The sequence below is a fragment of the Gemmatimonadaceae bacterium genome (genome assembly GCA_036003045.1).
In the GTDB taxonomy this organism is placed as follows: Bacteria; Gemmatimonadota; Gemmatimonadetes; order Gemmatimonadales; family Gemmatimonadaceae; genus JAQBQB01.
This window is the reverse complement of the sequence record DASYSS010000038.1, coordinates 1-14,389: the sequence shown is the minus strand read 5'-3', so window position 1 is coordinate 14,389 and position 14,389 is coordinate 1. Positions and strand designations below refer to the sequence as shown.

General features: G+C 66.0%; 10 protein-coding genes. 7 read left to right on the top strand and 3 right to left on the bottom strand.

Going from position 1 to position 14,389, the window contains the following annotated elements; translation table 11 throughout:
• Nucleotides 1-222: 222 nt before the first annotated feature.
• Entirely contained in the window at nt 223-969 is a 747-nt protein-coding gene (locus VGQ44_09430; protein HEV8447033.1) for a hypothetical protein, read from the top strand.
• A 167-nt stretch (nt 970-1,136) separates the two neighbouring features.
• Here VGQ44_09430 and VGQ44_09425 read toward each other — a convergent pair whose 3' ends face one another.
• Nucleotides 1,137-2,687, bottom strand: coding sequence for a M20/M25/M40 family metallo-hydrolase (locus tag VGQ44_09425; GenBank protein HEV8447032.1), 1,551 nt, complete (start codon nt 2,685-2,687; stop codon nt 1,137-1,139).
• 179 nt (nt 2,688-2,866) lie between these two features.
• Between VGQ44_09425 and VGQ44_09420 the strand changes: the two genes are divergently transcribed.
• The 6 genes from VGQ44_09420 (at nt 2,867) to VGQ44_09395 (ending at nt 10,668) form a co-directional block, all read left to right on the top strand.
• Nucleotides 2,867-3,670 (top strand): GvpL/GvpF family gas vesicle protein, encoded by an 804-nt coding sequence (locus VGQ44_09420; GenBank protein HEV8447031.1) that lies wholly within the window; start codon nt 2,867-2,869, stop codon nt 3,668-3,670.
• Nucleotides 3,671-3,705: 35 nt separating this feature from the next.
• Nucleotides 3,706-5,979 carry an ATP-binding protein gene (locus VGQ44_09415; protein ID HEV8447030.1) on the top strand — a complete coding sequence of 758 codons (2,274 nt, stop codon included), beginning with the start codon at nt 3,706-3,708 and terminating at the stop codon, nt 5,977-5,979.
• A 20-nt stretch (nt 5,980-5,999) separates the two neighbouring features.
• Entirely contained in the window at nt 6,000-8,267 is a 2,268-nt protein-coding gene (priA, locus tag VGQ44_09410) for a primosomal protein N' (protein HEV8447029.1), read from the top strand.
• A gap of 98 nt (nt 8,268-8,365) precedes the next feature.
• Nucleotides 8,366-8,992: an outer membrane beta-barrel protein gene (locus VGQ44_09405; GenBank protein HEV8447028.1), complete on the top strand. Its 627-nt coding sequence runs from the start codon at nt 8,366-8,368 to the stop codon at nt 8,990-8,992.
• 126 nt (nt 8,993-9,118) lie between these two features.
• Nucleotides 9,119-10,243, top strand: a complete 1,125-nt coding sequence (locus tag VGQ44_09400) for a hypothetical protein (protein ID HEV8447027.1) — start codon at nt 9,119-9,121, stop codon at nt 10,241-10,243.
• Nucleotides 10,244-10,245: 2 nt separating this feature from the next.
• Nucleotides 10,246-10,668 carry a hypothetical protein gene (locus VGQ44_09395; GenBank protein HEV8447026.1) on the top strand — a complete coding sequence of 141 codons (423 nt, stop codon included), beginning with the start codon at nt 10,246-10,248 and terminating at the stop codon, nt 10,666-10,668.
• An 87-nt stretch (nt 10,669-10,755) separates the two neighbouring features.
• On the opposite strand, the gene VGQ44_09390 is transcribed toward VGQ44_09395, so the two are convergent.
• Both VGQ44_09390 and VGQ44_09385 read right to left on the bottom strand, forming a co-directional pair.
• Entirely contained in the window at nt 10,756-11,886 is a 1,131-nt protein-coding gene (locus tag VGQ44_09390) for a DUF4249 family protein (protein ID HEV8447025.1), read from the bottom strand.
• 13 nt (nt 11,887-11,899) lie between these two features.
• Nucleotides 11,900-14,389: TonB-dependent receptor (locus VGQ44_09385; GenBank protein HEV8447024.1), on the bottom strand; the 2,490-nt coding region annotated here is incomplete at its 5' end.

The following is a 14,389-nucleotide window of genomic DNA, read 5'->3' as shown; positions in this document are numbered from 1 at the left end:
TCTGCCGCATCTGCGTTGAGTTTTCTTAATTCCCCGAGTTCACGTTAGGGTTCTATTGGTCGGTGGCCGATCGGCGCGCTGGCGGCTTTCTGCGCGACGGACGTTTCTGCCCGCCGGCCGTACTCCACGTCGTCGTGAGGAACCTTTACGCGGATGGGCGGTTTGCGGAAACGTCGGCGCCTGACCACTCAATTTCGACAACAATTGGCTGTCAGCGGCCTCTTGTCCGCCATCGCGATCGGCAGCCCTGCCGCTCAGAGCGCCCCGTCTCGCGACACGACCCGCAGCCAGGCATACCGGAACCGGGTTCTCGGGCTGTTCGACCAGACGACGGGCGATCCAGTCGAGGGCGCGGAGGTCGTCGACGTAAGCACCGGCTGGTCGGCGAAAACGACGGCGACCGGCACCGTGAGTCTCCTATTCCTTCCTGAGGGCGGCGGCCTCGTGCGGATTCGGAAGGTCGGCTACGCGCCGGTCTTGACCAAGATCGCGATTTCGCCGCGAGACACCGCGCCGATCACGTTGCTTCTCTCTCGCGTTGCCGAGCTCCCGGCCGTCGTCACCCGCGACACCGCGCGCCACTACATCTCCGGCAACTTGAACGCCTTCGAAGAACGGGCACGAATGCGGGTGGCGGGATACTTCATCATGGATTCGCTGCTCCGCAAATCCGAAAACCGTTCGTTCTCGAATCTGTTGCGATCGCAACTGCCGGGCGCATTCATCCGCGAGGCTGGATTCGGATCGGCGTATCTGACATGCGGCCGAGGCGGCACCGGCGGCGCCCCCGAGGTGTTCGTGGATGGAGTAGCGATGAAGGCGGGCCGGTTTCCGTTCAACCTGAACACGATGCAGGTCTCGGAGCTACAGGGCGTCGAGTACTACCCGAGCGGCGCGACGATGCCAGCCGAGTACTCGAGCGCCGGGACCTCGTGTGGTGCCCTCATGCTGTGGACGCGAGAGAGATGATTCTGGCTGTTAGCCAGTCGCCCGGACGACCAAGAAGGGAACAACGATGACGCAGGTCTGAACGGCAATCTGCGCAGGTAAAAACTGAGGCCCTGATCCGCGGTTTTGCTCTTCAAATCTGCGTTCAGCCGCGCTGAGTCTTCTCCCGTGAATCGTGGCTCGCGCTGCTACGGATGCACTCGCTCGCGATCCCAGTACGTCCCCAGTCGCGCCAGCACGCCCGCGTAAACGTCGATACCGTCGAACAGATTCTGAAGGCGTAGGTTCTCGTTCGCCGCGTGCTGATTGTTATCGTGGTTCACGATCGGCAACACGATCAACGGCGCATGCAGCACCTTCTCGAACGTGTACATCGGCAGGCTCCCGCCGAGCGTCGGGAGCGCGACCACCGGGCCGCCGACGGCCTCCGACGTCGCGCGAAGTACCGCCTGTGAGAGCGGCGAGTCCATCGCGACGCGCGTCGGGGCGTAGCCGGCCTCCCACGTCACTTTCGCGATGCGCGCGTGGTGCATCCGCTCCTCGGGCGTCGGCGTGTGCTGCACGATCGTGTAGCCGCGTTCCCGAATGTGGGTCTCGACGAGCCGGCGGACGTGGTCGGGCGTCTGCCGCGGCACGAGCCGAAAATCGATCGACGCCGTGGCCTCCGTGGGAATGGCGTTCGCCGCCGTCGCGCCCACCGCGCCGCCCCGAATCCCCCGGAGGTTCAAGGCCGGCAGCATGATCCGCTCGACGAGCGCGGCATTGCTGGCTTCCGTCGCGCCAAGCTGAGTCTCGGCGCGCATCGCCGAGTCGACCGGCGGAATGCTGGCCAGGGCGCGACGCTCCGCCGGCGAGATCGGCGTGACGTCGTCGTAAAAGTGCGCGATCAGGATGCGGCCGTCGTCGTTGCGCATGCTGGCAATGAGGTTTGCCAGCATCGTCACCGGATTCGGTGCCCAGTTTCCGTAATGCCCGCTGTGAAGCGCGTGCGACGGGCCGTAGAGCGTGATCTCCGCCCCGGTCACGCCTCGAACGCCAAACACCACTTGCTGCCGCCGCGACTGGTGCACCGGCCCGTCGCCGAAGAGCCACGCGTCAGCCCGAAGCAGCGTCGCGTTCTTCTCCAGAATGGATTCGAGGTGTCCGGAGCCCGCTTCTTCCTCGCCCTCGAAGAAAAGCTTGAGGTTCACCGACGGGCGTACTCCCGCCGACTTGAGCGCGTCCAGCGCCGTGAGCATGGCGACGATGGGTGCTTTGTCGTCGCTCGACGAACGCCCGTAAACGCGCCACTCGCCCTGCATCGAGCCCGGCGTCGACGGCAACACCAGAGGCCTGCCGCCCGCCTCCAGGGGCTTGTCGAGTACCACCGGACTCCAGGGCGGCGACGTCCACTGAGCCGGGTCCACCGGCTGGCCGTCATAGTGGGCGTAAAAGACGACCGTCCGCGTCGCGCCGGGGGCCGACAGCTCGCCGTAGACTGCCGGCGACCCACCCGTGGGCGAATCGAGGATCTTCGCCGCGATGCCTCGGGCTTCCATCATCGACCGCAGTCGCTCCGCGTTCCGGCGGATGTTTGCCGTATCCGACGCCACGTTCGGGATCGCGATGAAATCGCGTAACTCGCGAATGATCGATGTATCGTGCGCGGTGCGATATTGCCGTACGCGGGTACGAAGTGCGTCGGCGGAGGGGGACTGGGCCCACAACGGCCCAGCGATTGCCGTGGTGATCGAGGTCACAAAAACCAAGCGACCACAGCATCGGGAAAGGGCTCGGGGATGGTACCACGGATAGTCGGTCATATGCGCCTCACGGGCCTGAACCGGCATGAATTGCATCACGACTAGCGCGGAACGCCTCCACGTGCAATGCTTTACCCGCTCGCGGCAGAGTCGGCTTTTCCTTACCGAGGGTAGGAATGTCTGAGCCCCAAATCGTGGAATCGACGCCGGTAGCCGGTGGTGGCGTCGATGGCGGAAAATACGTGTACTGCATTGTCCGCAGCGAGCGACAGCGGGACTTTGGGGCAATCGGCATCGGCGGCGGACAGCGGGTCTTCACAGTCGCCTACCAGGACCTCGCCGCAGTGGTCAGCGATACGCCGATTGTGATTTACGACCCAACTCGCGAGAACGTCCTCGCTCACGAGTTCGTCAACGAGACGGTCATGAAGGAGTTCACGGTGATCCCGATGTCGTTCGGCACCGTGTTCCGCTCGGAGGAAGACGTCACCGAGCTGCTCCGTTCCACCTATCAGGCATTCAGCGACGTGCTCGACAAGATGCAGGACAAGATCGAGTTCGGGCTGAAGGTGCTCTGGGACCGTGAGAAGGTGATCGCGAACCTCGAGCGGCAGAACGACGAGATCAGCCGATTGAAGGACGAGATCAGCCGGCACACGACGACCTCGACCTATTTCGCGCGCATGCAGCTCGGCCGGCTCGTCGATTCGGCGCTCGAGGAGATGAGCTCGCAATACGTCGCCGACGTCCACGACGCGCTCAAGCCCGTCGCCGTCGCGAGCCGGTCGAACAAGCCGATCGGCGACCGCATGATCCTCAATGCCGCGTTCCTCGTCGACCGCGCGCAGGAACAAGCGTTCGACGAGAGGGTCAAGGAGACGAGTCGGAAGTACGAAGACGTGCTTTCGTTCAAGTATTCCGGTCCCTGGCCCCCCTACAACTTCGTCAACATCAAACTGAAGTTGGAAAAGGCGGACTAGCGGACGTTGGCGCGCGCGGAAAAATTGTGGTGGTCATGACGATGGAACCCGTTGCCGTCGCGCGTCCCGCTTCGCCGGCTCCTCCCCGGTCGCGGCCGTCGAGCGATCGCACGCAGCTGGCGCTGTTGTCCGCGCTGGCCGAGGCGCCGGACATGGACGCGGCCGCGGGTTTCCTCCTGAGCCACGTCGTCGCGGCCACCGGAGCCCGGCGCGCGTGCCTGCTCGGCTTCGACTCTTCCGAGCAACAGCTCGCGCTCGTATCGCAGACGGGACTCGACGATGCGCCGCTCGAGTTGACGATCGCCGAGCGCACGCATCCGTGGATGGTCGCCACGCTCTCGCAGACGACCGTCGTCGCCGACGCGCCGCCGCGGTCGGCGACGAGGATCCAATTCGAGGAATGGACGGCGCTACCAATGCCGCGGCCGCACTACCGCGGCGCGCCGCCGCCGTGGCCGGAAGCGTACGCCGCCGAAGTGCTCGCCCCACTCGGCGCGGGAGTGCGAATCATCAGGCGCGAGAGCCGCGGATTCGTCACGGCGCCCGGCGGCGTCGTGATCGTTGATCTCGCGCTCCCGCCGCACCTCGTCGAAGAAATCGAAGCGATCGTGATGTACGCCGGTCCGGTGCTCGCGCGCGTCGCCGCGCACATCGACGTCGAGCGCGGATACGAGCGGGTGAACCAAGAGCGCGGCCGCTACCAGCAAATGGTCGACTCGCTCCCCGATCCGGTCGTGATCACCGACGCCGTGAACGACATCATCGTTCAGAACAAGCGCGCCGAGCATCTGTTGTTCGTGAGCGACGCGGATTCGCCGGGGCGCCGGCGCGCCGTGGAGGTGAACAACCTTCTGTTCAGCTCCTTCCTCTCGCGCGCGACGATCAGCGGCTCGCACGGCGAGGGCCCACGCGAGCTCAATCTCGTGGATCCCGACGAGGGGAACGACTTGTTGTTCGAGGTGCTCACGCATTCGATCGCTCAGCGAGCCGGCCCCGACGACGCCGTGCTCTCCGTGTTGCGCGACGTCACCGATCTTCGCCGCGCGTCGAATGAGCTCGAGCGGCAGGTGCAGCGCGTGCGTCAGGCCGAGGTCGAGGCAACGGACGAGCGCGACCGACTCAACTTGATTCTGGAAAACGTCGCCGACCCGATTCTCGTCACCGATCGCGCCGCCAACATCATCCTGATGAACGACGAGGCGGAACAGCTCTTCCACGGGCCGAAGGGCGGCGCGCGAAGCTATCGCGTCTCGCAGTCGGTCAGACAGAACGACACGATGTTCACGTCGTTCATTTCCGAATTTGCGCTCACCGACCAGCGGCTCAAGCGCGAGCGCATGACGCTCGTGCATCCGATGAACGGCGCGCCGCTCGCCGTGGAAGTCGTGTCGGGTAAGATCCGCAACGATCGCGGCGAGCCGATCGCGATCGTATCCGTGCTTCACGATCTCACGCAGCAAGTGGAGAATGAGCGCCTCTACGACGCGCTCAAGCAGCTCAACGGCGAGCTCGAAGGCCGCATCGCGGCGGCGACGTCGGATCTCGCGCAGCAGAACGAGCGCCTCCTGTGGCAGTCCGAGGAGCTGGCGAAGGCGAACAAGCTCAAGACCGACTTCCTCGCCAGCGTGTCGCACGAGCTTCGCACGCCGCTCAACGCGGTTATCGGATACTCCGCGCTCCTGCTCGACGGCATCGCCGGCGCGCTGACCGAGGCGCAGCGGGACTACATCACGCGAAGCCGCGCCGCCGCGCACCATCTGCTGTCGCTCATCAACGACATCCTCGACCTGTCGCGCATCGAAGCGGGGAAGATGCCGGTCCACGTCGAGCGCGTCGTGCTCGAGGACCTGATCAACGAAGTGGCGGAGCAGGTCGAGCCGATGATGACGTCCAAGCGGCTCGCCTTCCGCAAGGTCATCGCCGCGCAGTGTCCGCCGCTGCAAACCGACAAGACGAAACTCAAACAGATCCTGCTCAACCTTCTCTCGAACGCCGTCAAGTTCACGAATCGCGGCTCGATCCGGCTGCAAGTCGACCGCGAGCCCGACGCGATCGTCTTGCGCGTCGCCGATACGGGCGTCGGCATCCGCCCCGACGAGATCGACGCGATCTGGGAGGATTTCCGCCAGCTCGATCAGTCGCGCACCCGCTCGTACGGCGGCACCGGGCTCGGACTCAGCATCGCGCGGCGACTCACGCAGCAACTCGGCGGACAGGTGCGCGTGGAAAGCACGCTCGGCGTGGGAACGACGTTCGTCGTGCGATTGCCGTTGGCCATTCCCGCGGCGGAAGGACTCTGGGCGAACTAGAAGGACCTAACTTTCCGAGGATGCTCGTCTCGGTCGCCCTCCCGGTTCCGCTCTTCCACACCTTCACGTACCAAGTCCCCGCCGAGCTGACGTCCCGCGCGCGGCCGGGCAGGCGCGTCGTCGTTCCATTTCGAAATCGACGCGCGATGGGCGTGATCGTGGCGGCGGACGTCGAGCCGGGAAACGTTGCGGCGAAACCGGTCGAGTCGATTCCCGACGACGAGCCGGTGATGAGCGCCGAGATGCTGTCGCTCTGCGCGTGGATCGCCGAGTACTACGTCGCCCCGGTCGGCGTCGTGATCCGTAGCGCGTTGCCCGCGGCGCTGGCGTCTCACGCGGCGCCGGAACCGTCGCGACGCACGCGGCGCATCGTGGCGATTCGGGATGAGCTGCCGTCGCTCCTCGAGCGCGATACGACGTTCAAGCGGGCGCCCCAACAGCGGGCGCTCTTCGAGTTGATCGAATCGATCGGCGGGCCCGTGCCGGTCGAACATCTCACCGAGCGCCACAAGTTCTCGCCCGCCGTGCTTCGGACGCTCGTGAAGCGCGAGCTCGTGACGCTCGCGGACGAAACGGTGTCGCGCGATCCCTTCGCGCGCCGCCCGGCTCCCGCGGCGACCGGACACGCCCCGTCGGCCGCGCAGCGCGCCGCGCTCGAGACGCTTGCCGGCGGAAAGAGCGGCGACGTCTTCCTGCTCCACGGAATCACCGGCAGCGGCAAGACGCTCGTCTACATCGAGCTGCTCAAGCGGCTCGTTCTGAGCGAAGGAAAGACGGCGATCGTGCTCGTCCCCGAGATCGCGCTCACTCCGCAGACGGTCGACCGCTTCCGCGCCGAATTCGGCGACGCGGTGGCGGTGCTGCACAGCGCGCTCGGCGACGGCGAGCGGTATGACGAATGGCTCGCGCTGCGCGAAGGGCGCAAGCAAATCGCCGTCGGCGCCCGCTCGGCGATCTTCGCGCCGCTCGCCAACCTCGGCGCGATCGTCGTCGACGAAGAGCACGAGTCGAGCTACAAGCAGGGCGAGACGCCGCGCTATCACGCGCGCGAAGTCGCGATCGTGCGGGCGAGGCGTGAAGGAGCGATCGTCGTGCTCGGAAGCGCGACGCCGAGCCTGGAGAGTTGGACGAACGCGCAGCGCGGAACGTACACGTTGATCACGTTGCCCGAGCGCGTCGGCGGCGGGCGTCTGCCGGACGTGCGCGTCGTGGACCGCCGCGAGGCGTCGCGCGCCGCCGCCGTGCGTCCGGCCTCCGAGCGCAGCGCGACCGACTGGCTGCGTCTCGTACTGAGCGAAGAGCTCGAGCACGCGCTGTCGCAGCGGCTCCAGAAGCAGGAGCAAAGCATCCTGCTGCTGAATCGGCGCGGGTACGCGGCGTTCGTGCAGTGCGAGACCTGCGGGTACGTCGCGACCTGTCCCAACTGCTCGATCAGCCTCACGTATCATCGAACGCCGGAAGGGCTCGTCTGTCACTACTGCCGGCACACCGAGCCGCTGCCTCGAGCGTGTCCGAGATGTTCCGGCGCCGTGCTCCGGCAGCGCGGACTCGGCACGCAGCAGGTGGAGCGTTTGCTGGCCGACCGTTTTCCATCGGCGCGCATCGCGCGGATGGATGTCGACACGACGAGCGGCAAGTGGGCCCACGCCGAGATCCTCGATCGCGTTGGAAGCGGCGAGGTGGACGTACTGCTCGGCACGCAGATGATCGCGAAGGGATTGGATTTTCCCAACGTGACGCTCGTCGGCGTCGTGGACGCGGACGTCGGCATCAACCTGCCCGATTTTCGCGCGTCCGAGCGGTGCTTTCAGCTCCTGAGTCAAGTCGCGGGGAGGGCGGGCCGCGGTCCGCGCGGCGGCGACGTGTTGATTCAAACGCGCGTGCCGACGCATCACGCCGTCGTCTGCGCGATGAAACACGACTACACCGGCTTCGTTCGCGAAGAGCTGACGGCGCGCGACTCTCCAGCGTATCCGCCGACGATCCGGCTCGCCAACATCGTGTTCAGCGGCACGACGGAGAGCGATACGGCGCGTCTCGCGGCGTCGGCGGTCGCATGGCTTCACGCGCTGTCGACCAAGCGATCGATTCACGGACTCACCGTCGTCGGCCCGGCGCCGTGTCCTGTCGAACGGATCAAGAACCGGTGGCGGTGGCACGCGCTCTTGAAGTCTGATCGTGCGGCCGACCTCACGAAGGTCGGGCTCTATTTCATGGAGCGGTTCAAGGCGCCCAAGCGCGCGGACTTGCGCGTGACGCTCGACCGGGACCCCGTGGCGCTGCTGTGATATCCGTGATGCCATGAGTCTCGCGGCTTCTCGCGAACCGTGGTACAGTGGTCGAAGTCGGTAGCATTCTCGGAACCCACCATTCGCAGGAATCAGCTATGCGACGTGCGGCGATACCGTTGTTGGTTTCGCTCCTCGTGCCCGCGCTGGCGTTCGGTCAGCGATCGGATGACACCTTGAGCCTCGCGGGAAGAAACATCATCTCGTTGGGTGTCGGGCTCACCGGCGCGCGCGACGTGTCGGCCACCGCGACGCAATCGAGCACGCACACGACGGGCGAGCTCGGATACATCGGCTACGGCCACTACGTGCATCCGCAAGCCGCGGTCGAGATCACGTTCGGCGTGTTGAACACCGATACGTTCGAGCAATTCGGCCACAGCCACGCCAACACGATCGCGCCGGTGCTGTTCGGTGTGCGATACTCACCGGAGCCTCTTTCGCTGAGCCGCTCGTTCCGGCCGTTCGTCTCCGCCGCCGCCGGCCCGTACGTCCATAGCGTGGCCGACGCCTCTGATTTCGGCGCCGCGTCGACGACCACCGAGACCGCCGCCGGCGCGCGGTTCGGCGCCGGCGCCGATTGGTACGTCGCACGCCACTTCATGCTTCGCGTCGAGGGCGACTACCACGCCGTCGGATCGTTCTCGCACCCCGACGCCCTGACCGAGAACGCGAGCGGCTTCGGGTTCGGCGTCGGGATGGGATTCGTGTGGGGCGGCCGCTGAACCGGGTGGACAGGTGGACGGGTGGACAGGTGGACCGTTGGACCGGGACCCACGCAGCCAACAGAACTCAGCCGTTAGTGGCCAGGTGCCGTCCACCCGTCCACCCGTCCACCTACATTCCAGTGCGTGTCGAACTTCCCGCCACCGGATTTCTCGCAGCCGCCGTTCACGAGCTACCCCGACGCCAAATTTGCGGCTGCCCCTGCCGACGGCGTCCTGCCCGACGGCTTCTTCTCGACCACCAATCTCCCGACGTTCGTCCGCGTCAAGGGCCAGTGGGTCGCGCCGCGCGAGCCGCGCATGGACAGCGGCCTCGTGCTCGACCGCGACGGAATCATCTGGGTTCGCGAGGGGCGCACGCTCAAGAAGGGCGACCTCGTCGCGGTGGGCGACAAAGAAGACGGCTCGCAGGGCATCTTCGTGCAGACGCACATGGTGCCGCACGGCGTCGACCCCGACGCGTTCACGTTCATGTCGAGCGAGGTGTCGCGCGAAAAGCCGATCGACTACGCGCACATGGCGCGCGTCCTGATCGACGAGAAGAATCGCGGGGGCTATCCGGTCTGGGTCACCGGACCGGCGCTCGTCCACTCGCGCGCGCGGTCCGACATGAGCTGGTTCATCGCCAACGGGTTCGTCGGCGCGCTGCTCGCCGGCAACGCCGTCGCCGTGCACGATATCGAGGCGTCGATCTACGGCACCACGCTCGGCATGAGCTCGACGGGCGAGATCACGCAGGGCGGGCATGGGCTGCACATGCGCGCCATTAATCGGGTGCGGGCGGCCGGGTCGATAGCCGCCGCGGTGGAGCAGGGAATCATCACCGACGGGATCATGTACTCGTGCGTCAAAAACAATGTCCCGTTCGTGCTCACCGGCTCGATCCGCGACGACGGCCCGCTTCCGGACGTCATCACCGACATGCTCGTCGCGCAGGACGCGATGCGGCGCCACACGATCAAGGCGACGATGGCGATCATGATCGCCACGGCGTTGCACGCGATCGCGACCGGCAATATGCTGCCTGCATTCGTGCAACACCCCGACGGCTCGATGCGCGAGCTGCCGACCATCTGCGTCGATTCGTCGGAGTTCGTCGTGAGCAAGCTCAAGGATCGCGGAACGCACCAGGCGTTCGGCGTCGTCACCAACGCACAGGACTTCATGCACATCCTTCGGCTCTACGTCGAAAAAGAGATCCAGACGCGCGCGACCCCCGCTCGAGGCGTCGCGCAGGCGGCGTCGCGATGACCATGGCCCCCCCACCCGCGCGACCGAAGCAGTCGCCCGCGACTCATCCACTGGACGCGCGCGAGCGATTCCTCCTGGCGATCACGGCGCAGATCGCCATCGACCGCATCGCCGAGGTGCATCTGTTTGCGCCGATCCGTCAAGGCGGTGTCGAAAGCGGCGTCGCCGTCGTTGCGGCAATTCCCTTCGAAGGACAGGACCTCGCCGACAAGGACCCGCGCTACGTCGTTTACACCGCGCACTACCGCCTCGTGCTCAAGGGGCCCGACCGCGGCAAGTGGGAGACGACCATCGTCGCCGAAGCCGACGCGCCGCTGGTGACAGTCGACGCCGTCGTCCGCGGCGTCCAACGCCGCTCCGGCGATCTCGACGACCCCGCGCGGCTCGACGCCGACGACCTTCGCTCCGCTCTCGGTGGACGTTGATTCTCAGTCTCCCGGTGCAGACTCCCGTCGTAGTAATGGCCGGCGGCTCTGTATCCTTGAGCGCAGCTCCCACGAGCGTGCGGCCTCCTACTTGGAGAACGTCGCCGCCAGACCAGTGTTGAACTGGCCCTTGAGCACGCCGTTGTTCAACTGGCCGACGAAGACGCCCAGCGTGTCGCTCGCGGTCTGATTGCTGAGAAAGGCGAGCACCACGTCGTTGCCCTTGATGCGGCCGACGACGCCGTCGGCGCGAGGGTTGGTGCCCGTGGTGATGTACCTGCCGCTGAGCGCAGCGGGCGCGGTGCTGCTGATGGCCGGAGACTCGACATAGAGGTTGAACGACGCGACGAAGCCCGTGTCGGCACTCGGTTGCAGACGAAATCGTCCCTCGATCGGCTCCGTCTGGTCGGCGATGACGGTCAGCGTCCCGTTCGTGAGCGTCACGAGCGATCCGAATAGCCCGAGCCCGCCATTGATTCGGCTGATGATCCCCGCGCCGGTGAACGGATCGTTGTTCGTCCGATAGTAGTCGAAGAAGTTCGAGTCCACCGCCGCGACGAGCAGATCCTGGTGGAACCCCGGGATCAGCACGTGCTGGAGATTCTCCGAGAACAGATTTCGCAGATCGCCGGTGAGACGCACGTGTAGGCTGTCCGTGAACAGGAAGAACGGACCGTACGGACTCTCGACGCGCATCGCGTACGCCCGTGCCTTGGGCGCTTCGCCCCACACGATGTTGAGGGTGTCGTGGTCGCGATTCAGCGTTCGCGTGAGCCCGCCGGTGGTCGTCACTTCGGGGAGCGGGATGCGCGTGAACGCGGTGATGTCGTCGCCGTCCGTGGTGCGCACGTGGAGCTTGTACCGGGCGCCAAGGAGCAGCGAGTGGCCGGGAATTGGAACGTGGTAGACGCCTGGCCCGTTGACGGTGGCGCTCGGCACGGGCGTCTCGGAGCCCCTCACCACAACCCCGCTCGAGTCGACGATCTCGACGAGCGCGTTGATGATCGGCACGCCGCCGGCGCTCTCGATCGGGTCGTTGAGATTGAACGTGTGGTGGTCGCCGGCGTTGATCGCCCCGCTCAACGTCTGCTCGAGAAAGACGATCTGCTCCGCGGCGCTCGGGGTGAGCACGGCGTGCACCACGAGCTTCGGTGTCGATTGCGGGACGTTCACCTTCTCCAGCTCGCATGCCGAGAGGGCGACGAGTGCGATCGCCACGCCGTGCGCTGCGCTAGAACCGAATCGAGACACCGGCTGACGGCAAAAGTGGGAACTGCGAGATCGCTTCTTTCGTGGGCGGACTCGCGGAATAGTCGAAGACGTACATGAACACGTTCTTCGCGTAGTACGCGTTCACCACGCTCACGTACGGCGAGATCGACGTGCCGCGCACCGAGTACGTCCGGGTCACGCTCAGATCGAGGCGCTGCGTCGGCGGAAGACGTGCGCCGTCACGCGGGCCGCCGACGAATTCGTTCTGCGGACTTCCGCCGCGCGTGCCGAACGCGTTGAGCGCCGGATCGTACACGCGCCGCACGATCTCGCCGACGATGTCGGTGTATGGCGTCCCCGTCGCATATCCGAACCGCAGCCCGATCAGATATTTCTTCGCCCGCCAGTTCGCCACGAAGTTGAGGTCGTGCCGTCGGTCGTGGCCCGGGAAATAGTGCAGTGAGTCGAGCTGCCGCGCCGCGACGGCGTACGTATAGGCGACCCATCCGCTGAACGGCCCGCGCTCGAACTGCCGCAACAGCACGTCGGCGCCGTACGACTCGCCGCCCACCGAAAAGAAGTTCGTTCGCGGATCGTCGGGATCGGGCGACGGGTTGCCGTCCAACAGCCGCGAGTACCGCTTGTAGAACCCTTCGACGCGCACGTATCGCGAATTCCCGAACCACTTCTCGGCGCCCGTCACGTAGTGCCACGCGCTCGATACCGGCGTCGCCGAATCGCTCGCGACCCAGAAATCGAACAGGCGAACGGGGATGTCTTCTCGCGCCAGCGAGTGCATCCCCTGAGTGAATTTCCCGACCGCCGCGGTCACCGCGAGCTCGGGCGTGATGAAGTACTTCGCCGACACGCGCGGAGAGACGCCAAGCCAGTTGAACCCCGCGCCGTTGTACGCCTCGCCGCGGAGTCCGCTTTCCACCAGCCACGATGACGAGGGGCGCCAGAGGTCGTCGAGAAACAACGCGCCCGACGTCGGGCGCTGGTGCAACGAGTAGAGGAACGTCTCCGTCTGCGGCGACGACGCCCCATAGTCGATCGTGAACGTCGCCACGTCGTAGCCGAGCGTGCGGTCGTGCTTCGCCGTGCGCGCGGTGATCGATCCGCCGATCCGCGTGTCGTTCACCGTGTTCGCCAGCGTCAGCGATCCCGCGCCGATGTCGAGCTTCGTCGAGAATCTCGAGCGCGACAGATGCTGTTCGGCCGTGGCGCTGTCGCCGAAGAGCCATCGCGCGCTCGGTTTGCGAAATGACGTCGCCAGCGTCGCGCCGGCGACGGTGTTTCCCCAGTCGAACAAGAACGTGCCGCCGGTCGCGTTCACGCCCGTCGTGTCGTTGAACGCCGCGATGTTGGCGTCGAGCACGTCGCGTCCATCGTAGGCCGTCACGATGAGGCGCGTCGTCGGAGAAAAAGCGTACGCGAAATGTGCCTGCTCGTCGCGGAAGTGATAAGGCAATTGATTGTCGCTGATCAGACTCACGAACTCGTCGGCGTACGTGCGTCGCCCGGCGACCATCCACGACGCCTTCCCGTGGTCGAACGATCCGCCCAACTCGCCGGTCGACGACAGCAACGAGAGCTCTGCCGTTCCGTGTACGCCCGCGCGGGTCTCGTCGGCCGAATGAACGTCGAGCACGCTCGACAGCCGGCTGCCGTAGCGCGCCGGGAAACCGCCCGTCATCAGCGTGATGTCGCCGACGGTCGGATCGATGAACGTGCTGAAGAGTCCACCGACGTGAAACGGGTTGTAGATCGGATAGCCGTCGAGAAGAATCAGATTCTGATCGGCCTCGCCGCCGCGCACGTTGAACCCCGTCGAGAAATCGTTTCGCGCCTCGACGCCCGGCAGCAGCTGCACGATGCGCAGCACGTCGGGTTCGCCGAGCCTCGGTACGCCCTCGGCCGCGCGCGCCGTGATTTGAACGGTGCCAACCGCCGGTCTCGAGTCGAACAGCTCGCGATCGATCGGCCGCGCCTCGGTCCGTACGGCGTTCAGCACCTGCGCTTCCGCTTGCAGCCGCAGCTCGACACGCGTCGTGTCGCCGGCGCGCACGACGACCACACGATCGAGTGCGGCGTAACCCAGCAGGTGCGCGCGGATCGTCCGTTCACCGGCCGCAACCGCGCTGATGACGAATCGCCCGTCGACGTCGGCGAGCGCGCCCTGCGTCGTCCCGACGATCGAGACGGCGGCGCCCGCGCGCGGCTCGGCTCGCTCGGCGTCGAGGACTCGACCGACGATCACGCCGGTCGTGTCTCGCCTCGGCGTCTGTTGCGCGCGAAGCGAGGTTCGCGCCGCGCCCAGTCCAAGGCATGCAAAAGCCAGCGCCGCGCCGGCGACGTACTTTGACAGGATCACCCGGTGCACGTCCCGCGGGTCGTCGATCGTCTCTTGATCGAGATTCAGTATCGCCGGACCGATAAGGAACGGATGCAACTGATTCCCGCCTGCCGCCCCGTGCGCGCCGATCTGGTCGTCGAACGACACGATCTC